At 69.2% G+C, this 18,580-nt stretch carries 18 protein-coding genes; 7 read left to right on the top strand and 11 right to left on the bottom strand.

Annotated features, from left to right (window positions below):
- The first annotated feature begins 11 nt into the window (after positions 1-11).
- Positions 12-1,283 (top strand): CHAT domain-containing protein, encoded by a 1,272-nt coding sequence (locus ACFYMO_RS12325; RefSeq protein ID WP_388545959.1) that lies wholly within the window; start codon positions 12-14, stop codon positions 1,281-1,283.
- The gene (locus tag ACFYMO_RS12320; protein ID WP_388545956.1) at positions 1,280-2,308 is read left to right on the top strand and encodes a hypothetical protein; all 1,029 of its coding nucleotides are present in this window, start codon (positions 1,280-1,282) and stop codon (positions 2,306-2,308) included. Before ACFYMO_RS12325 ends, ACFYMO_RS12320 begins: the two co-directional genes overlap by 4 nt.
- 206 nt (positions 2,309-2,514) lie before the next feature.
- On the opposite strand, the gene ACFYMO_RS12315 is transcribed toward ACFYMO_RS12320, so the two are convergent.
- Genes ACFYMO_RS12315 through dnaB form a run of 5 tightly spaced genes read right to left on the bottom strand, consistent with a single transcriptional unit; the run spans position 2,515 to position 6,757 of the window.
- The gene (locus tag ACFYMO_RS12315) at positions 2,515-2,925 is read right to left on the bottom strand and encodes a hypothetical protein (RefSeq protein ID WP_366772639.1); all 411 of its coding nucleotides are present in this window, start codon (positions 2,923-2,925) and stop codon (positions 2,515-2,517) included.
- 39 nt (positions 2,926-2,964) lie between these two features.
- Complete coding sequence (locus ACFYMO_RS12310) at positions 2,965-3,267, bottom strand: hypothetical protein (protein ID WP_366772702.1); 303 nt, start codon at positions 3,265-3,267, stop codon at positions 2,965-2,967.
- Between the two features lie 58 nt (positions 3,268-3,325).
- Entirely contained in the window at positions 3,326-3,658 is a 333-nt protein-coding gene (locus ACFYMO_RS12305; RefSeq protein WP_366772638.1) for a hypothetical protein, read from the bottom strand.
- The gene (locus ACFYMO_RS12300) at positions 3,621-4,034 is read right to left on the bottom strand and encodes a LysR family transcriptional regulator (RefSeq protein ID WP_366772637.1); all 414 of its coding nucleotides are present in this window, start codon (positions 4,032-4,034) and stop codon (positions 3,621-3,623) included. The genes ACFYMO_RS12305 and ACFYMO_RS12300 overlap by 38 nt, the downstream gene beginning before the upstream one ends.
- Positions 4,035-4,081: 47 nt before the next feature.
- Entirely contained in the window at positions 4,082-6,757 is a 2,676-nt protein-coding gene (gene dnaB / locus ACFYMO_RS12295) for a replicative DNA helicase (RefSeq protein WP_388545952.1), read from the bottom strand.
- 461 nt (positions 6,758-7,218) lie between these two features.
- On the opposite strand from dnaB, the gene ACFYMO_RS12290 reads away from it, so the two are divergent.
- Positions 7,219-8,562 (top strand): MATE family efflux transporter, encoded by a 1,344-nt coding sequence (locus ACFYMO_RS12290; RefSeq protein WP_366772636.1) that lies wholly within the window; start codon positions 7,219-7,221, stop codon positions 8,560-8,562.
- A 201-nt stretch (positions 8,563-8,763) separates the two neighbouring features.
- On the opposite strand, the gene rplI is transcribed toward ACFYMO_RS12290, so the two are convergent.
- From rplI to rpsF, 4 genes are all read right to left on the bottom strand, one after another.
- Complete coding sequence (gene rplI, locus ACFYMO_RS12285) at positions 8,764-9,210, bottom strand: 50S ribosomal protein L9 (RefSeq protein ID WP_388545948.1); 447 nt, start codon at positions 9,208-9,210, stop codon at positions 8,764-8,766.
- An 18-nt stretch (positions 9,211-9,228) separates the two neighbouring features.
- Complete coding sequence (gene rpsR, locus ACFYMO_RS12280; RefSeq protein ID WP_003978893.1) at positions 9,229-9,465, bottom strand: 30S ribosomal protein S18; 237 nt, start codon at positions 9,463-9,465, stop codon at positions 9,229-9,231.
- A gap of 23 nt (positions 9,466-9,488) precedes the next feature.
- Positions 9,489-10,073, bottom strand: a complete 585-nt coding sequence (locus tag ACFYMO_RS12275; protein WP_276476280.1) for a single-stranded DNA-binding protein — start codon at positions 10,071-10,073, stop codon at positions 9,489-9,491.
- A gap of 89 nt (positions 10,074-10,162) precedes the next feature.
- Entirely contained in the window at positions 10,163-10,453 is a 291-nt protein-coding gene (rpsF, locus tag ACFYMO_RS12270; protein WP_019356728.1) for a 30S ribosomal protein S6, read from the bottom strand.
- A gap of 278 nt (positions 10,454-10,731) precedes the next feature.
- Here rpsF and ACFYMO_RS12265 point away from each other — a divergent pair, with 278 nt between their 5' ends.
- From ACFYMO_RS12265 to ACFYMO_RS12255, 3 genes are all read left to right on the top strand, one after another.
- Positions 10,732-11,034 carry a hypothetical protein gene (locus ACFYMO_RS12265; protein WP_019356729.1) on the top strand — a complete coding sequence of 101 codons (303 nt, stop codon included), beginning with the start codon at positions 10,732-10,734 and terminating at the stop codon, positions 11,032-11,034.
- Positions 11,035-11,246: 212 nt separating this feature from the next.
- On the top strand, positions 11,247-12,377 hold the full coding sequence (locus ACFYMO_RS12260) for a peptidoglycan bridge formation glycyltransferase FemA/FemB family protein (protein WP_366772634.1): 1,131 nt from the start codon (positions 11,247-11,249) through the stop codon (positions 12,375-12,377).
- Positions 12,378-12,460: 83 nt separating this feature from the next.
- Positions 12,461-13,492 (top strand): alanine racemase, encoded by a 1,032-nt coding sequence (locus tag ACFYMO_RS12255; protein ID WP_019356731.1) that lies wholly within the window; start codon positions 12,461-12,463, stop codon positions 13,490-13,492.
- A gap of 155 nt (positions 13,493-13,647) precedes the next feature.
- Here the strand turns inward: ACFYMO_RS12255 and ACFYMO_RS12250 are convergent, their stop codons facing one another.
- A complete protein-coding gene (locus ACFYMO_RS12250) occupies positions 13,648-14,730 on the bottom strand; it encodes an inositol-3-phosphate synthase (protein WP_074999076.1) in 1,083 nt (360 codons plus the stop codon).
- 50 nt (positions 14,731-14,780) lie between these two features.
- Complete coding sequence (locus ACFYMO_RS12245; RefSeq protein ID WP_019356733.1) at positions 14,781-15,419, bottom strand: PadR family transcriptional regulator; 639 nt, start codon at positions 15,417-15,419, stop codon at positions 14,781-14,783.
- Positions 15,420-15,788: 369 nt separating this feature from the next.
- On the opposite strand from ACFYMO_RS12245, the gene ACFYMO_RS12240 reads away from it, so the two are divergent.
- Complete coding sequence (locus tag ACFYMO_RS12240; RefSeq protein WP_366772633.1) at positions 15,789-18,494, top strand: transglycosylase domain-containing protein; 2,706 nt, start codon at positions 15,789-15,791, stop codon at positions 18,492-18,494.
- Positions 18,495-18,580: the final 86 nt, after the last annotated feature.

The following is an 18,580-nucleotide window of genomic DNA, read 5'->3' as shown; positions in this document are numbered from 1 at the left end:
TGCCCCGCCCCGTGACCACGCGCGTCGTCCAAGACCCCAGCGACGGCTTCCGCTTTCTGCCGCACCTGGAGACGGAGCCGCCCGATCTCCGCGTCAGCTTCGACGTCCTCGGTGGCGGCCGAATCCGGGCCCGGATCTCAGGCACGTCCGTTCCGGCCATCCACGGCAGCGAGCACAAGGCCGACCTGATCGCCCGGTCCGACGATGTCCACGCCGAGGCGGCCCGGCTTTGCGATCTTTGGAGGACGTGGTTTGTTGAATTCCAGCCGACCGACGACCGACGCCGGGCTCTGGGGAGCCGGTGGCGTCCATACGCAACGAACGCCGACCTCAGCGGCGAACCAGAGGAGCAACTGCGCCTGGCAATAGCACGTCTGGCCCGTAGTGGAGAATCCCTGCTGTTTAACACGCTCCTGCGCGGAGACGACGTACGCACGGAGATGTTCCGCACGTACCTGCGATCAGCTCTTACCCAGGAGGGGCTACGGGTGCGGTTCGACTCCGACCTGCATCTGCCCTGGCCCATGCTCTGTATAGCCCAAGAGCCCACCGCGCCTGCAGCGACCTTGGACGCCCTCTTTTCCCGGTTCCTCGGGCATCGCCATCAGATCGAGCACACCGCCGACGCCTACACGTGGGTCGGACCTCCCTGCACGGCACACGAGCGGCCCAAGGTCAGTCTGAACCACGACGCCCGCCTGGGCCGCGGCACGAGGGCAGACGAGGTCGCGAAGGTCTTGGCGGAGGGCACGGAGTGCACCGTGCGCACGACCTACGAGGAACTGGTCCGCGACTTCGAAGAGTCGGCTCTGGACGAGCAAGTGATGTATTTCTGGTGCCACGGCGAGTTCAAGGACAACAAGCCGGAGCCCCACGTCCCGGTCATCAGGCTCACGGACGGCACGGAGATCGACAGCTACGAACTACGCACCTTGCTGGCGCCTCGCCGGGACACCGATTTCCGGCCGTTCGTCCTTCTCAACGCCTGTCACGCCGGAGTCTCCGGAGCGAGTGTGGCCCGTGCGTTCCTCGGGCGCGTGCTCATCGAGAATGGCGCGCAGGGCGTCCTCGGACCGTTGATCTCGATGCCGCAGGCGTTCGCCGCCGAATACGCGCTGGAGTTCGTCACGCGGTACCTGCGCGGCAACGCGACTGCTGGTGGGATCGCACACGAGTTGGCCCAGCACTTCACCGCCCGGTACCGCAACCCTCTTGGGTTCGCCTACGGGCTGCAAGGCGGCATGGACACCCGCCTGGAACTGACCAACGGAGGAAAGATATGAGCCGCGTCGCCTCGATCGCGGCCATCGACCTGGACGAGGACGGCTGGCTACTCGACGCTCACACCGGTGAGCCGGTGCCCGAGCCTTGGCTGCGCGACTACTTCGCAGAGCGTCTCGCCCCGCCCGCCTGGGCGACGGACATTCTTGTCTACGTCCACGGCTGGCAGACGTCCCCCAACTCTGCCCACCGCACCGCTGAACGGCTAATAGCCTTGGGACACGACAATCTATCGGCGGCTCCGGCCCGATATCCGGCCCTGGCGGCCGAGGGATTTGACCCATGGTGTGTCGTCGTGCGCTGGCCGTCATCCAGCCCGGTCACCCCCGCTGGCTACCGAAAGATAAGGGACCGGGCGCACGCCATGGGCGCACGCGACGGAGGCGGACATGCTGCCCACATTCTGGGCCGACTTCTCGGCTATCTGGACGCCGAGCGGGCGGACCCCGGCGCAGCGCCCGTGCTGGCCAACCGCGACGGTCAATTCCTCCACCTCATCGGACATTCCTTCGGCTGCCGGTTCGTATGCGAGGCGGTGCAATGGGCGGCGGACGTCCGGCTCGACTACACACTCGGCTGGCACTCAGTGAACGGCTCCTCCTCCCACCCGTTCGCCGCGGACAGCATGCTGCTGTTCCAGATGGCCGCACGACGCGATGCGTTCCTCTCGCTCTTTCCACACATCCTGCCGAGCGAGGAACACGACGGAGCTCCGCTAAGAGGCCCCATCGTCGCCACGTACTCCCGCCACGACCGAGCAACGGGATTCTGGCACCTGCGGGCCGAACAGCAGCCCGGCATCGGGCACTCCGGAATCGGCCCGGCGCCCGGGCCCATGTACACCACGCGTCTGCTGCCGCTCGCCGAGCGGTATCCGCTCTCCGCTCTGGACCATCGCTTCGTCAACATCGACGCCTCCGATGTGTTCGTCCGCGGTCGCCGCCTCAACCCGGCCGGAGCGCACTCAGACCACGTGCGCCCAGAGTCTGCCCACCTGCTGCTTACTCTCGCGGACTACTCACGCTGAACGGCGCCGATGGCTTCAATGCGACAGGACAAGAAGCCCGTCTCAGCGCAGTGGCCTTTGGGCCGGACAAGGGCCACGGTCAGTGAGAAAAGGACAGCGGAAACGGGAACCTACACCGGTGTAGGTCCTCACTTTCGGTGTCAGGCGCCGCCGCTGTGACCAGGAGGTTCCCCTTCAGTCTCACAGCCTGTCGGCCGGCTGCTGTCTCAGAGCGATGTCGTTTCCTCAGGCTGTCCGTCAGCCATCCGTTCCATCCACTCGCGCACTGTCACCGCATGCTCGATGCGGTTGACTATGTCCTTCTTGGACGCCGTGTCCAGAGTCTCCGGGATCTTGTCGAAGGTGTCGGGAAGGACGTCGAGCAAACCCCAGATCTGTTCGCCGGTGTTGACGGTCAGCAGTTGCTGGCACCTCCACTGCAGCGGCATCTCGAGACGGTGCGTGAGCCGCTGCACGAGCGTCGGGAACAGGTAGTGCGTCGCCTCCGCGGCGAGGTGCTCCCGGAGCCAGTCGACCGGGAGCCGCTGGCTGAAGCTATGCGTGGCGGCCTCCTGGGCCAGGTCCAAGAGCTGGGCGGTGTCGACGGCTCGGACAGTGCGGGGAAGGCTCGGGGTCATGTCGCGATGATGCCAAGAAGTCGCCGCGGGGCCGAGAGGTCAGCTGGGCCGGGATGCGATCTGCCGGCGGGCAGGACGCCAGACTTTCTCGAACTCCTCGGAGGTGAGTTGTTCGGGGTCGTAGCCTTCCCATTCCGAGACGGGCAGCTCAGCCGTGATCCCGAACCTGCTGTCGTACTCATCGAGGCGGCCGGCGTCGCGGGCCCGCTGCCACTCGGCGAGTGAGGCAGCCGCGATCGGGGTCAGCTCAGGCCCTTCGAGTTCGACCTGCCGAATCACCCAGCCTTCGGGGTCGATCTCGAAGTAAAACCAGGTGTCTTCCTCGTCCCAATAGCAGCGCATCCATGTCGTCACCAGGCCATGGTGCCGGGCCAGATGCGCCGCCCTCCTCCGCTTTGTGTCACGGCTGGGCGATGAATCCTGCGGATCGGTCGAGCCGGAAGGGCGAGCCGACCCGGGTCGGATCCCAGCCTTGATCCCGTGCCTCTCGAATGCTGGCAGCAACGCGAGCTGGGCGAAGGGGCTCCGCCTCGACACCCACCCAGTTACTGGGATGGGCCTGGCCGCTAGTGACGATCAAGGTCGTGCCCGGCTGGCTGCCGCTGGCCGCTTCGATCGCGTAGGTCATCGGTGTCCAGCAAAGCCCCTGCATGTAGGAGGGCTTCCTGCGGATCCGCCAACGGTACTCGATCCCGTCAACGGTTATGTTCCGGGAACCCTTCTTGTTCAGCACCGTCTTCCCTCCTTCGCTGTTGGACTCTAGCGCCGCGCGACAGGTCCGTCTCAGCCGGAATCTTCCGGGCTGCTGTGACGACGCGTTTCCCGAAGGGGGTCAGCTTCATGGCGGTGCCGCGTTCAGCTCGTTCGAGCAAGGGCTGTCCGAGATCCCTTTCCGGACGGTTGATCTGGATCACCAGGGTGGAGTGGTGGATGCCGAGGTCTCGGGCTGCTTCGGTGAGGATGGGGTAGGTCCGGACTGCCAGGAGGCGGGAAAGCCGCTGTCGTGCGTATAGACACGTTGGCAGACTGGAGCCTCCATCACCCGGAAGGCGTGGGCGCCTCGACCAGCACGCCTCACGCAGAGGGCACAAGTGCCGCCGATGTGCCATCGAGTCTGAGAATGTGTCGCGAAAATTCGAGACCTTACAACGACACGTCAGGTCTGGGCCATGTCGACGAAGCGGGAGTAGTGGCCCTGGAAGGCGACCGTGATGGTGGCGGTGGGGCCGTTGCGGTGCTTGGCGACGATCAGGTCGGCCTCGCCCGCGCGCGGGGACTCCTTCTCGTAGGCGTCCTCGCGGTGCAGCAGGATCACCATGTCCGCGTCCTGCTCGATGGAGCCGGACTCACGCAGATCGGAGACCATCGGCTTCTTGTCGGTGCGCTGTTCGGGTCCGCGGTTGAGCTGGGAGAGGGCGATGACCGGGACTTCCAGCTCCTTGGCGAGCAGCTTGAGGTTACGGGACATCTCCGAGACCTCCTGCTGGCGACTCTCGGGGCGGCGGGAGCCGCCCGTCTGCATCAGCTGGAGGTAGTCGATGACGATGAGTTGGAGGTCGTTGCGCTGCTTGAGGCGGCGACACTTGGCGCGGATCTCCATCATCGACAGGTTGGGCGAGTCGTCGATGTACAGGGGCGCGTCGGTGACCTGGGGCATCTGCCGGGCCAGCCGCGTCCAGTCCTCGTCCGTCATCGAACCCGAGCGCATGTGGTGCAGCGCCACCCGGGCCTCGGCGGACAGCAGGCGCATCGCGATCTCGTTGCGGCCCATCTCCAGGGAGAAGATCACGCTGGGCATGGTGTGCTTGATGGAGCAGGCGCGGGCGAAGTCCAGCGCGAGCGTGGAGTTGTGGGTGGGAACCAGCGCCCGGCCGGCCAGATAGAGGCTGTCGGGGTTGTCCACCTGTACGCAGCGCACCGGGACGCTGGGTACCGGGCGCACCTCGGTGATGAACCGGGCGTCCGCACGGGGGGCGTGCGCGGGTCTGCGCTCCTTGTGGAGCAGCCGCTTCCGCTCCAGCCGGAAGACCTCGTCGGGAGTGGTGAAGGTGACCTCGTGGAGCACCGGGTCCGCCGGGGGTTCCTCGCTGAGGTCATGGTCCTCGCGGGGGTCGTGGTGCCCGTGCCCCTCGTGCCCGTCCCGCAGCCGACGGGTGGTCAGGACGCAGCGGTAGCCGAGGCCGAGCAGCAGTTCGCGGAAGTCCTCGGCGAATTGCTCCCGGGCGACGGCGAAGCTGACGGCACCCGCCTCTCCGACTGTGCCGTGGGTGTCCAGCAGTCCGGCCAGGAGTGCCCGGCGCTGGGCCTCGGAGGCGCGCAGATAACTCCGCGGGATGCGCTTGCCCTCCGACACCGACATGCCCAGCGTGCGGAGAACCGTTCGGGCGTTCCCCGGCTGTGCGGGGGCGCCGGAGAGGTGGAGCGCGTGGTTCGCCGTCTGACCCACGCGCGAGGTGGCGTATCCGTCGGCACCGATGTGGAGCAGCACCTCGGGTTCGTCGGTGGTGACCCGGAGCGTGTCGGCGGCCCCGGTGCCGTCGGCGGGGACGTCGGAATCGGGAGAGCCGCCGAGCCAGGCGCCCAGGGTGTACGGCGCGAGCGGCAGTCGGCGCTCGGGCAGGTCCAGCGGGGCCGTGTTCCGCACCGAGTGGTCGGGGCGGCGGTCGGCCGCGGAGTGCAGCGACTCGGCGAGCTGCCGGGTGGTGCGCACCGCCGGGAGGTCCTGCGGGGGCCGGCCGTCGCCGCTGCGGGCCGCTTCCCGCGCGTCCCGGCGGGAGGCGCGGGTGTCCGTGAGCCACTGGTGCTCGGCGTCGGCGACGAGCGCGGTGCCGTCGTCGAACCGGACCTCGTAGCAGGGGCGGTCCGTCATGACCTCGGTGGCGGCGGTGACGCGGGTGGCGCGGCCGTGCGCGTCCAGCAGCCGCTCGCCGACCTTCACCTCGCCCATCGTCGTCCACCCGGAGGGGGTGGGGAGAGGGGTGTCCAGTGCGAGGGCCTTGCCCATGGCGGGACGGGCGGCGATGACGATCATCTGGCCGGGGTGCAGGCCGTTGGTGAGCGAGTCGAGGTCGGTGAAGCCGGTGGGGACGCCGGTCATCTGGCCGCTGCGGGAGCCGATGGCCTCGATCTCGTCGAGGGCGCCTTCCATGATGTCGCCGAGCGGGAGATAGTCCTCGGAGGTGCGCTGCTCGGTGACGGCGTAGATCTCGGCCTGGGCGCCGTTGACGATGTCGTCCACGTCGCCGTCCGCCGCATAGCCCATCTGGGTGATGCGGGTGCCTGCCTCGACCAGGCGGCGCAGGATGGCTCGTTCGTGGACGATCTCCGCGTAGTACTCGGCGTTCGCCGCGGTGGGCACGGCCTGGACCAGCGCCTGGACGTAGCCGGGGCCGCCGACGCGGGCGATCTCCCCGCGCCGGGTGAGTTCGGCGGTGACGGTGATGGGGTCGGCGGGCTCGCCCTTGGCGTAGAGGTCGAGGATGGCCTGGTAGACCGTCTCGTGCGCCGGGCGGTAGAAGTCGACGCCCTTGAGGACCTCGACCACGTCGGCGATGGCGTCCTTGGACAGCAGCATGCCGCCGAGGACCGACTTCTCCGCCTCCAGGTCCTGCGGGGGCACCCGTTCGAATCCGCCTGCCGGACCCTCGGCTCCGCGTTCGTGCTGCTCGGGAAGGGCGGACCCGGAGCGCCCTGCACCCGGTCCGCCGTTGCTCCCGCCGCCGCTGCCGTTGCGCCGGCGGCCCTGCGGTGGCTGCGCCGTCAGGGCGAAGCCCTCCTCGGTCGCGAGGTCGGCGGCCCAGGGGTCCTCCACGTGCTCGGGCTGCTGGGTCACCCCGCTTCGCCTCCTCCCACAGGTCCCGTCGTAGGGCACAGTCTTACGGCACAGCACTGACAAACGCTGGCAATCGGGCCGCCCGACCCGGGTTACGGCGCGTCGCTGCGACGGTGAAGAAGAGGGGAACGGGGAGTCGGGCGCTGGTACACCGTAGGCGGCCCGCACGGTTCAGCCAATCACCTTATCCACAGGGTGGTGTGGACAGTCGGGGCCAACCTGTGGAGAAGCCGCCGAAAGCTGTGCACGAGTCGGGGGACAGTGCTGTGGATTACTTCCGAACCTCGCCACAACAGCTACCCTGACCTGCACTTTCACCGTACACGCCCTGTGCGGCGAAAAAACTTTCCGCCGGTACCCCCGGGAGGATCACCGAGGGTGTTCACGCCTGTCACGTACACCGTAAAGTAAGCGCCACAAGCCCGTTGTGCTCATTACCTGTGGATGTTTGGATCGAACCTATGAGCCCCGCTTCCCCGACCACGCGCGCCACCGTGCGACGCCACGACCGCGAGATCGTCGCGCTCGCCCTCCCCGCCTTCGGCGCACTCGTCGCGGAGCCCCTCTTCGTCATGGCCGACAGCGCCATCGTCGGCCACCTCGGCACCCCCCAGCTCGCCGGGCTCGGCGTCGCCGCGGCACTGCTGCAGACCGGCGTGAACATCTTCGTCTTCCTCGCCTACGCCACCACCGCCGCCGTCGCCCGCAGGCTGGGCGCCGACGATCTGCCCGCCGCACTCCGCCAAGGCCTCGACGGCATCTGGCTCGCGCTCCTGCTGGGCGGACTCGTGGTGGCGGCGGTGCTGCCGACGGCCCCCTGGCTGATCGACGCGTTCGGCGCCTCACCGACCGCGGCGCCGCCCGGCACCACCTATCTGCGCATCAGCGCGCTCGGCATCCCGGCCATGCTCGTCGTCCTCGCCGCGACCGGCGTGCTGCGCGGCCTCCAGGACACCAGGACCCCCCTGTACGTGGCCGTCGGCGGGTTCAGCGCCAACGCGGCGCTCAACGCGCTGCTCGTCTACGGCGCCGGACTCGGCATCGCCGGTTCCGCCTGGGGCACGGTGCTCGCCCAGTGGGGGATGGCCGCCGTCTATCTGACCGTGGTGGTGCGCGCCGCACTGCGGCACCGCGCCTCGCTGCGTCCCGACCTCGCCGGGATCCGGGCCAGCGGGCGGGCCGGGGCCCCGCTGCTGATCCGGACGCTCTCGCTGCGTGCCGTTCTGCTGATCGCCACGGTGGTGGCGGCCCGCATGGGCGACGCGGACATCGCCGCCCACCAGATCACCCTCACCCTCTGGTCGCTGCTCGCCTTCGCGCTGGACGCCATCGCCATCGCCGGCCAGGCCATCATCGGGCGCTGTCTCGGCGCCTCCGACGTCGAGGGGGCCACGGCGGCCTGCCGGCGGATGGTGCTGTGGGGCGTGGTCTCCGGGGTGGTGCTGGGGGCGCTGGTGGCGCTGGTGCGGCCGCTGTTCATGCCGCTCTTCACGACGGACCAGGCCGTGATCGACCAGCTCACCCCGGTACTGCTGGTGGTGGCCGTCACCCAGCCGATCGCGGGCGTGGTCTTCGTCCTCGACGGGGTGCTCATGGGCGCCGGGGACGGCCCTTATCTGGCAGGCGCCATGCTGGTCACCCTGGCGGTCTTCGCGCCGGTCGCGCTGGCGGTACCGGCCCTCGGCGGCGGGCTCACCTCGCTGTGGTGGACGGTCGCCGGGCTGATGATGGCCACCCGGCTGGTCACCCTGGCCCTGCGGGCGCGCTCGGGGCGCTGGGCCGTCACCGGCGCGGTACGCGCCTGACGGAGGCGCCGGGTGGGGCACCCGGCGGAAGGGGACCGCGAGCCGGGGCCGGGCGGGGCGCCATCGGACAGGCCCTCGGTACCACGACCCCGATACGACGCAGCAGGGCGCACCCCCCGGAAGGGAGTGCGCCCTGCTGTGTGTCTCAGCCGGCTCGGGCCGGCCGCAGCCGGCCCCGGCCGATCTGGGTCGCGTGCGGCGTCAGGCCGCTGCGACCTCCACGCCGACCGTGGCGGTCACGTCGGCGTGCAGCCGCACGGCGACCTGGTGGGCGCCCAGCGACTTGATGGGCGAGCCCACCTCGATGCGGCGCTTGTCCACGTCGGGGCCACCGGACGCCTTGATGGCGTCGGCGATGTCCGCCTGGGTGACGGAGCCGAACAGCCGGCCCTGCTCCCCGGCGCGCACCGTGAGGCCGACGCGCAGGCCCTCGAGCTGGGCCTTGATCTCGTCGGCCTGCTCGATCGTCGCGATCTCGCGGATCTTGCGGGCGCGGCGGATCTGCTGGACGTCCTTCTCGCCACCCTTGGTCCAGCGGATCGCGAAACCGCGCGGGACCAGGTAGTTGCGGGCGTAGCCGTCCTTCACCTCGACGACGTCGCCTGCGGCGCCGAGGCCGGAGACCTCGTTGGTCAGGATGATCTTCATGGTGTGGTCACCCTTCCCTTATCGCGCGGTCGAGGTGTAGGGCAGCAGCGCCATCTCACGGCTGTTCTTGACGGCCGTGGCGACGTCGCGCTGGTGCTGGGTGCAGTTGCCGGTGACCCGGCGGGCACGGATCTTGCCGCGGTCGGAGATGAACTTCCGCAGCAGGTTCGTGTCCTTGTAGTCGACGTAGGAGATCTTCTCCTTGCAGAACACGCAAACCTTCTTCTTCGGCTTGCGAGCAGGCGGCTTCGCCATGTCTCTACTCCTATGAGTTTCGCTCAGAAGGGTGGCTCGTCCGAGTAGCCGCCACCGTTGCCCCCGCCGGGGGCACCGCCCCAGTTGCCGCCGCCGCCCTGGCCGCCACCGGCCGGGCCGGTGGCCCACGGGTCGTTCGCGGGGCCGCCGCCCTGGCCGCCCTGGCCACCGGGGCCGCCGCCCCAGTTGCCGCCGCCGCCCTGGCCGCCGCCACCGCCGAAGCCGCCGCCCTGGCCGCCGCGGCCGGTGGTCTTGGTGACCTTGGCCGTGGCGTTGCGGAGGCTGGCGCCGACCTCGTCGACGTCCAGCTCGTAGACCGTGCGCTTGATCCCCTCACGGTCCTCGTACGAGCGCTGCTTGAGGCGGCCCTGCACGATGACGCGGGTGCCCTTGGTGAGGGACTCGGCGACGTTCTCCGCCGCCTGCCGCCAGACCGAGCAGGTCAGGAACAGGCTCTCGCCGTCCTTCCACTCGTTGGTCTGCCGGTCGAAGGTGCGGGGGGTGGACGCGACACGGAACTTCGCGACCGCCGCACCGGAGGGGGTGAAGCGCAGCTCGGGGTCGTCGACGAGATTGCCGACGACCGTGATGACGGTCTCGCCTGCCATGGGTGAACCTCTCGGCGTGCTGCTGGCTGCTGTGGTGCCTGGTGGTGCTCGGTGGAGCTGTGGTGCTCGGTGCTACTCGGGAGTCGGCCTCAGTGGGTCGACGGGCGCAGGACCTTGGTCCGCAGGACGGACTCGTTCAGGTTCATCTGCCGGTCGAGCTCCTTGACCACAGCGGGCTCGGCCTGCATGTCGATGACCGAGTAGATGCCCTCGGGCTTCTTGTTGATCTCGTAGGAGAGACGACGACGGCCCCAGGTGTCGACCTTCTCGACCTTGCCGTTGCCCTCGCGGACGACGGAAAGGAAGCTCTCGATCAGGGGGGAGACAGCGCGCTCCTCCAGATCGGGGTCGAGGATGACCATCACCTCGTAGTGACGCATGTGGAACCCACCTCCTCTGGACTCAGCGGCCACGGTCGTTCCGTGGCAGGAGGGTCGTGATGCGTTTCCGCACCCACGGGATTCGTTTCCGCCCCGCGGGGTGCAGACGGGCCAGCCTACCCGGCCACGGCCTTCCGGTTGAAATCCAGGGGTAACCCGGAGCAATCTGGACACCTCAGATGTGAGCGGCGTTACAGTCCGCGCCGCGCTTCCCCCGGGAGCCGCGTCCCCGCCCGGAGCCGCGTCACACTGTCCACAGCTGCGTCGGGAGGTGCCACATGGCACAGGCAGTGCGCTGGAATCATCCCTTCTCCTATCTGAACTCCGACGGCAAGCGGCATCCCGTGGAGAACTCCTTCGCGAGCGTGACACTGCTGCTGGGCCTGGTGGCCGTGATCACCGCATGGTGGCCGGGGCTGCACATGATCGGCTCGTGGGCGGGGCTGATCGGAATCCTGACCGGGGCCTGGGGCCAGTTCATCTCCGCGACGACGGGTGAGCGGTTCGTGACGATCATCGGTCTCGGCGCCGCGGCGGTCGGGTTCTACCTGGGCGTGGCGCACGGCGGACTGGTGCCGTAGCCGGGGCGCCCGGTGTCGTAGCCGGTGCGACCGACGTCGTAGCCGGTGCCATGGGCGGCGCACCGCGCCGCAGCCCGGAGGGCGGCCCGCGCGGGAGCCGGCGGGGCGGCGCGAAACCGCCTCTCCGGCCCGGCCCTGGGCCGAACAGGGCGTTGCGGGGCACAGTAGGCTTCCCGGCGAGCATCGTCAGTTCGCCGGAGGAGCGTCCCGCCATGAGCCTGACCCTGAGGACCGTCAGCCGAGAGCAGCATCTGGCGTATATCCAGAGCCTGCCGTCGGCCAGCCACTGTCAGGTGCCCGCCTGGGCGGACGTCAAGAACGAGTGGCGCTCGGAGAGCCTGGGCTGGTTCGACGAGCGGACGGGCGAGATGGTGGGGGCCGGCCTGGTGCTCTACCGGCAGCTGCCGAAAGTCAAGCGCTACCTCGCCTATCTGCCCGAGGGCCCGGTGATCAACTGGTACGCGCCCAACCTGGACGAGTGGCTGCGCCCGATGCTCGACCACCTCAAGCAGCACGGCGCCTTCTCCGTGAAGATGGGCCCGCCCGTGGTGATCCGGCGCTGGGACGCGGCGGCCATCAAGAAGGGCATCCAGGACCAGGACGTCAAGCGGCTGCGGGACATCGAGGCCACGCACATCGAGCCGCGCGCCTTCGAGGTGGCGGACAAGCTGCGCAGGATGGGCTGGCAGCAGGGCGAGGACGGCGGCGCGGGCTTCGGCGACGTGCAGCCGCGCTACGTCTTCCAGGTCCCGCTGGAGGGGCGCTCGCTGGAGGACGTGCACAAGAGCTTCAACCAGCTCTGGCGCCGCAACATCAAGAAGGCCGACAAGGCCGGGGTGCAGGTGGTCCAGGGCGACATGGCCAACCCGTACGACCTGGACGAGTGGCAGCGGCTGTACGAGATCACCGCCGAGCGCGACCGGTTCCGGCCCCGGCCCAAGGCCTACTTCCAGCGGATGTGGAACGTGCTGAACGGCGAGGACCCGCAGCGGATGCGGCTGTACTTCGCCGAGCACGAGGGTGAGCGCATCTCGGCGGCCACCATGCTGGTCGTCGGCGGTCACGTCTGGTATTCCTACGGCGCCTCCGCCAACCACAAGCGCGAGGTGCGGCCCTCCAACGCGATGCAGTGGCGCATGCTCCAGGACGCCTACGCACTGGGTGCGAGCGTGTACGACCTGCGCGGCATCAGCGACTCGCTGGACGAGAACGACCATCTGTTCGGCCTGATCCAGTTCAAGGTCGGTACCGGTGGGCAGGCGGCCGAGTACCTCGGCGAGTGGGACTTCCCGCTCAACAAGCTGCTGCACAAGGCGCTCGACATGTACATGTCGCGCCGCTGACGCGCTCTCCGCGCCCGTCCGGGCTGTCCGCCCGCCAGCACGACCCCACCAGACGACCCCACCAGAAAGGTTCCGTACCGGCCATGGCGCTCTCCCTCTACGTCGACAACGATCGCTGGCGGGCGCACCAGCAGACCGTGATCCAGCAGTTCCCGGGCATCGTGCCGGTCTGCAAGGGCAACGGCTACGGCTTCGGCCACGAGCGCCTGGCCGACGAGGCCACCGCGTTCGGCGCCGACATCCTGGCCGTCGGCACCACCTACGAGGCGGCCCGTACGAAGGACCTGTTCGGCGGCGACCTGCTGGTGCTCACCCCGTTCCGCAAGGACGAGGAACCGGTGCCGCTGCCCGACCGCGCCATCCGCTCGGTCTCCTCGGTGGAGGGCGTGGGCCTCATGCGCGGGGCCCGGGTCGTCATCGAGGTGATGAGCAGCATGAAGCGGCACGGCGTCACCGAGCAGGACCTGCCGCGGCTGCACGCCGCCATCGACGAGGTCCGCCTGGAGGGCTTCGCCATCCATCTGCCGCTGGACCGGGCCGACGGCTCGGACGCGGTGGAGGAGGTCATCGGCTGGATGGACCGGCTGCGCGCCGCGCGGCTGCCGCTGGACACCATGTTCGTCAGCCATCTGCTGCCGGAGGAGTTCGCCGTCCTCCAGCAGCAGTTCCCGCAGACCCGCTTCCGCGCCCGGATCGGCACCCGGCTGTGGCTGGGCGACCACGCCGCCACCGAGTACCGGGGCGCGATCCTGGACGTCAGCCGGGTGGCCAAGGGCGAGCGGTTCGGCTACCGGCAGGCCAAGGCGTCCGGCGACGGCTGGCTCGTCGTCGTCGCGGGCGGCACCTCGCACGGGGTGGGCCTGGAGTCCCCCAAGGCGCTGCACGGCATCACACCGCGCGCCAAGGGCGTCGCCCGCGCGGGCCTGGCGACCGTCAACCGGAACCTCTCCCCGTTCGTCTGGGCGGGCAAGCAGCGCTGGTTCGCCGAGCCGCCGCACATGCAGGTCTCCATCCTCTTCGTCCCCGCCGACGCGCCGGAGCCGCATGTGGGTGAGGAGCTCGTCGCGATCCTCCGCCACACCACCACCGCGGTGGACCGGACGGTGGACCGCTGACGCCGGCCCGCTGACGGCGGCCCGGGCAGCGCGGGCCCGTCCGCCCCGGCCGCTGGGACGGATACAGCGGATACAGCAGTTGCAGCACACGCGCGGAGGGGCCCGGGGACGTTTCCCCGGGCCCCTCCGCGCAGTGGGCCGTCAGCGGCCGGCGGTCAGCGCTCCGCCTTGCCGTCGATGAAGTCCTGCACGTTCTGCCGGGCCACGTCGTCGAAGTACTGCACGGGCGGCGACTTCATGAAGTACGAGGAGGCCGAGAGGATCGGGCCGCCGATACCGCGGTCCTTGGCGATCTTCGCGGCGCGCAGCGCATCGATGATCACACCGGCGGAGTTGGGCGAGTCCCACACCTCGAGCTTGTACTCCAGGTTCAGCGGCACGTCGCCGAAGGCGCGGCCCTCCAGCCGGACGTAGGCCCACTTGCGGTCGTCCAGCCAGGCGACGAAGTCCGAGGGGCCGATGTGCACGTTGTCGGCACCCAGGTCGCGGTCGGGGATCTGGGAGGTGACGGCCTGCGTCTTGGAGATCTTCTTGGACTCCAGCCGCTCCCGCTCCAGCATGTTCTTGAAGTCCATGTTGCCGCCGACGTTCAGCTGCATCGTGCGGTCCAGGACGACCCCGCGGTCCTCGAACAGCTTCGCCATCACCCGATGCGTGATGGTGGCGCCGACCTGCGACTTGATGTCGTCACCGACGATCGGCACGCCCGCGGCGGTGAACTTGTCCGCCCACTCCTTGGTGCCGGCGATGAAGACGGGGAGCGCGTTGACGAAGGCCACCCCGGCGTCCAGGGCGCACTGCGCGTAGAACTCCACGGCCGACTGCGAGCCGACGGGCAGGTAGCAGACCAGCACGTCCGCCTGCGCGTCCTTCAGCGCCCGGACGACGTCGACGGGGGCGGCGTCGGACTCCTCGATGGTCTCGCGGTAGTACTTGCCCAGACCGTCGTGGGTGTGGCCGCGCTGCACGGAGACGCCGGTGGGCGGCACGTCGCAGATCTTGATGGTGTTGTTCTCGCTGGCGCCGATGGCGTCGGCCAGGTCGAGGCCCACCTTCTTGCCGTCGACGTCGAAGGCGGCGACGAACTCGATGTCGCGCACGTGGTAGTCGCCGAACTGGACGTGCATCAGCCCCGGCACCTTGCCGTCCGGGTCGGCGTCCTTGTAGTACTCGACGCCCTGGACCAGCGATGCGGCGCAGTTGCCCACGCCGGCGATGGCTACGCGAACCGAACCCATTCCGGTTGCTCCCTGTGTGTTCTCGCTGAGGCTCGCAACGGAGCGCGGCCTCATCTGTCGGTGTTGTCGGACGGACCCGGTGCTGGACGGTCCGGACGGGTCTCCCGTGCCGGGCGCCCCGCACGCTCGCTCTCGATGAGTTCGCTGAGCCAGCGGACTTCGCGCTCCACGGATTCCATGCCGTGGCGCTGGAGTTCGAGCGTGTAGTCGTCGAGGCGCTCGCGGGTACGGGCGAGGGAGGCGCGCATTTTCGCGAGCCTCTCCTCCAGTCGGCTGCGGCGTCCCTCCAGCACGCGCATGCGGACGTCGCGCGAGGTCTGGCCGAAGAACGCGAAGCGGACGCCGAAGTGCTCGTCCTCCCAGGTGTCGGGACCCGTCTGGGAGAGCAGCTCCTCGAAGTGCTCCTTGCCGTCGGCCGTCAGCCGGTACACGATCTTCGCCCGGCGCCCGGCCAGCGGGGCCGTCTGGGCCCGCGCGGACTGCTGCTCCTCCGGCTGCTCGCTCGGCTCCTCCACCAGCCAGCCGCGCTGCACCAGCGCTTTGAGGCAGGGGTAGAGCGAGCCGTAGCTGAAGGCGCGGAAGACGCCGAGCGAGGTGTTGAGCCGCTTGCGCAGCTCGTACCCGTGCATCGGGGACTCGCGCAGCAGACCGAGTACGGCGAACTCGAGAACGCCGGAGCGCCTGCTCACCGTCCGCCCACCTCCGTCCACAACCGCTTATCCCGTGCTTATCTCGCTCTGATGTATCGACTCGATACATCCCGACGATAGAACGCGGTGCCGGAAGCGACAAGAGGGGGGTCGGTGAAGGCCCTCACATCGCCGATTCACCGGAGTACCTTTGCGTCCTTTGTGGCGAATACCGGCTAAGGATGGTTTTGGAGCTGCGTAGTCTGTCCGCGTGCAGACCACCGGGAACCGTGCGACGCGAGTGCGCGTCCTCGTCTCCGGTGAAGTGCGTCCGGGTCCGGTTCTCCCGTCCCGGCGCACCCGGGGGGACCAGAAGCAAACTGCCACCTTCAGGCGCACGGGCCGCCTGCCCGAGGAGTAGCTGTTCCAATGAGCGGAAACCGTCGAAAGCCGCCGCAGGGGCGCGGCCGTCGCGCGGCGCAGCCGCCACCGTCCTCCGGCCGCCGGTCGGCCTCCCGCGGTGGCGGACAGCAGCCGCCCTCCGGTCCGGCCCCTGAAGCACAGGGCCACCGGTCGGAAGCCGGCGGGTCCGGCCACGGCGGCCGCGCGGAGGCCAGGAGGGCCGCCCAGGGCGGCGGACGGCGGCGGGCCGCGTCGGCGGCCGCGAACGCCCAGGGCGGGCGGCGCGGAGCCGGTCGCGGCCGCGAGACGCCGGAGCGCAAGCGCTTCATCGACTACCCGCGGGCCGGGAAGCACGGCGTACGGCGCTGGCTGCCGTCCTGGAAGCTGGTGTCCGCCACCTGCTTCGGCTTCGTCGGGCTGCTGATCGTCGCCTTCGCGATCGGCCTGTGGATGGTGGAGGTCCCCGACCAGGCCAAGGCGGACGCGCGCTCGCAGACGAACGTCTACTACTGGGAGAACGGCGACCGGCTCGCGGTGGCGGGTGCCGAAGGCGAGAAGAACCGGCAGAACGTGTCGCTGAGCCAGATGCCCAAGTCGCTCCAGCACGCGGTCGTCGCCTCGGAGAACGCCTCGTTCTGGGACGACTCCGGCGTCGACCCGATGGGTATCGCACGCGCCGGCTTCAACATGGCGACCGGCGGGGAGACCCAGGGCGGTTCGACGATCACCCAGCAGTTCGTCAAGAACAACTACCTCACCCAGGACCAGACCATCAAGCGCAAGGTCACGGAGCTGTTCATCTCCATCAAGGCCGGCGCCACGATGAAGAAGTCGGAGATCCTGGAGGGGTACCTCAACACCGCCTACTTCGGCCGCGGCGCCTTCGGCGTCCAGGCGGCCTCGCAGGCGTACTTCGGCAAGGACGTCGAAAAGATCGATGCCTCAGAGGGCGCGTATCTGACGACGCTGCTGAACGGCTCCGCGCTCTACGACCCCTACGAGGGCGACCGGAAGGCCAACGAGGCACGTTCGAAGAAGAAGTGGACGTCCGTCCTCAACCGCGAGGTCGAGGTCCACAAGATGTCCCGCGCCAAGGCGGACGATGCCATCAAAAAGGGCCTGCCGACGATCAATCCGCCGAAGAAGGCGATGGACAAGCGGGGTCAGAAGGGCTATCTGATCGACCTGGCCAACCGCTACCTGGTCAACAACGACGTCCTCACTCGCGAGCAGCTCAACCGCGGCGGCTACCAGATCACCACGACCTTCGACAAAGAGAAGACATTCGCCCTCCGGGACTCGGTCAACAAGATCTACAAGGAGAACATCGACCCGAAGAAGCGCCCGGATCTGGACACCCACGTCCAGTTCGGCGGCGCCTCGGTCTCTCCCAGCGACGGCAGGATCGTGGCCCTGTACGGCGGCAAGGACTACGTCAAGCACTTCACCAACAACGCGGACGAGACCGGTGTGCCCGTCGGCTCCACCTTCAAGCCGTTCGTGCTGAGTGCCGCCATGCGCGACGGGGTGCGCGACCGCAGCGGAGACGAGCAGCAGTCCGCCGACCAGCGCACCCTCGCCAACCCGGACAAGAGCTTCTACAGCGGCAAGAACAAGATGCTCGTCCGCAACTACAACGGCGAGATCTGGAAGAACAAGGAAGGCGAGTCCTGGCGGCAGACCAACGACGGCAACCAGGACTACGGCGATAAGTCGGAGGACTACCGGATCAATCTGCGCGAGGCCATGGTGCACTCGGTGAACACCCCGTACGTGCAGCTCGGCATGGACGTGGGCATCCCGACGGTGCGCAAGAACGCCGAGGATGCCGGACTGCTGCCCTCCAGCCTCAACAAGTCGAACAGCCCCTCCTTCTCGCTGGGCATCTCCACCCCGAGCGCGATCCGGATGGCCGGCGCCTACGGCACGTTCGCCGCGCAGGGCAAGCAGCGCGATCTGTACTCGGTGACCAAGGTCGTCGGCCAGGACGGCAAGCGCCTGACCCTGCCCGAGCACGAGGTCAAGCAGTCCTTCAGCCCGCAGGTGGCCAACAACGTCACCGACGTGCTGACGGACGTCGTCGAACGGGGCACCGGCACCGTCGCCAAGGGGATCGGCCGCCCGGCTGCCGGCAAGACGGGTACGACGGACGGCAACAAGTCGGCCTGGTTCGCCGGGTACACCCCGCAGCTGTCGACCGCGGTCGGCATGTGGCGGATGAACGACGACGCCTCCGCCAAGGACCGCAAGTTCCTGGAGATGTTCGGCACCGGCGGCCAGGAGAAGATCCACGGCGCCTCGTTCCCGGCGCAGATCTGGACCTCCTACATGAAGGCCGCCCTCAAGGGCACCAGCGTCAAGCAGTTCCCCAAGGCGCAGCCCATCGGCGAGAAGGTCTACGGGCCCGGTGAGAGCCCCGAGCCGACCCCGACCGAGACCTCGGCGCCGCCGAGCCCGTCGGAGACGCCGAGCGAGACGCCGTCCGAGGAGCCCTCGGAGTCCGAGTCGAACGACCCCTCCCCGTCCGAGACGAGTTGCCCGCCGCTCGACCCGCGGTGCCAGGAGAACGGCGGGAACGACAACGGCGGGAACGGGAACGGCAACGGCGGGAACGGCAACGGTGGGAACGGCGGAACCTCCGGCCCCGGCGGCGACGGGGGCGGTACCGGCGATCCCGGCGGCACCGACAGCGGCCAGATCTTCGGCGGCCCGGTCGGCTCCCGGAAGGAGTGAGCGCCCACCCACGGCGCTGACGCACCGCTGCACGGACGGCCCCCGGCCCGACTCCTGGAACCACGGGAGTCCGAGCCGGGGGCCGT

Source organism: Streptomyces sp. NPDC007025 (assembly GCF_042869455.1).
Classification (GTDB): domain Bacteria; phylum Actinomycetota; class Actinomycetes; order Streptomycetales; family Streptomycetaceae; genus Streptomyces.
This window is presented reverse-complemented; position numbering and strand designations above follow the sequence as displayed.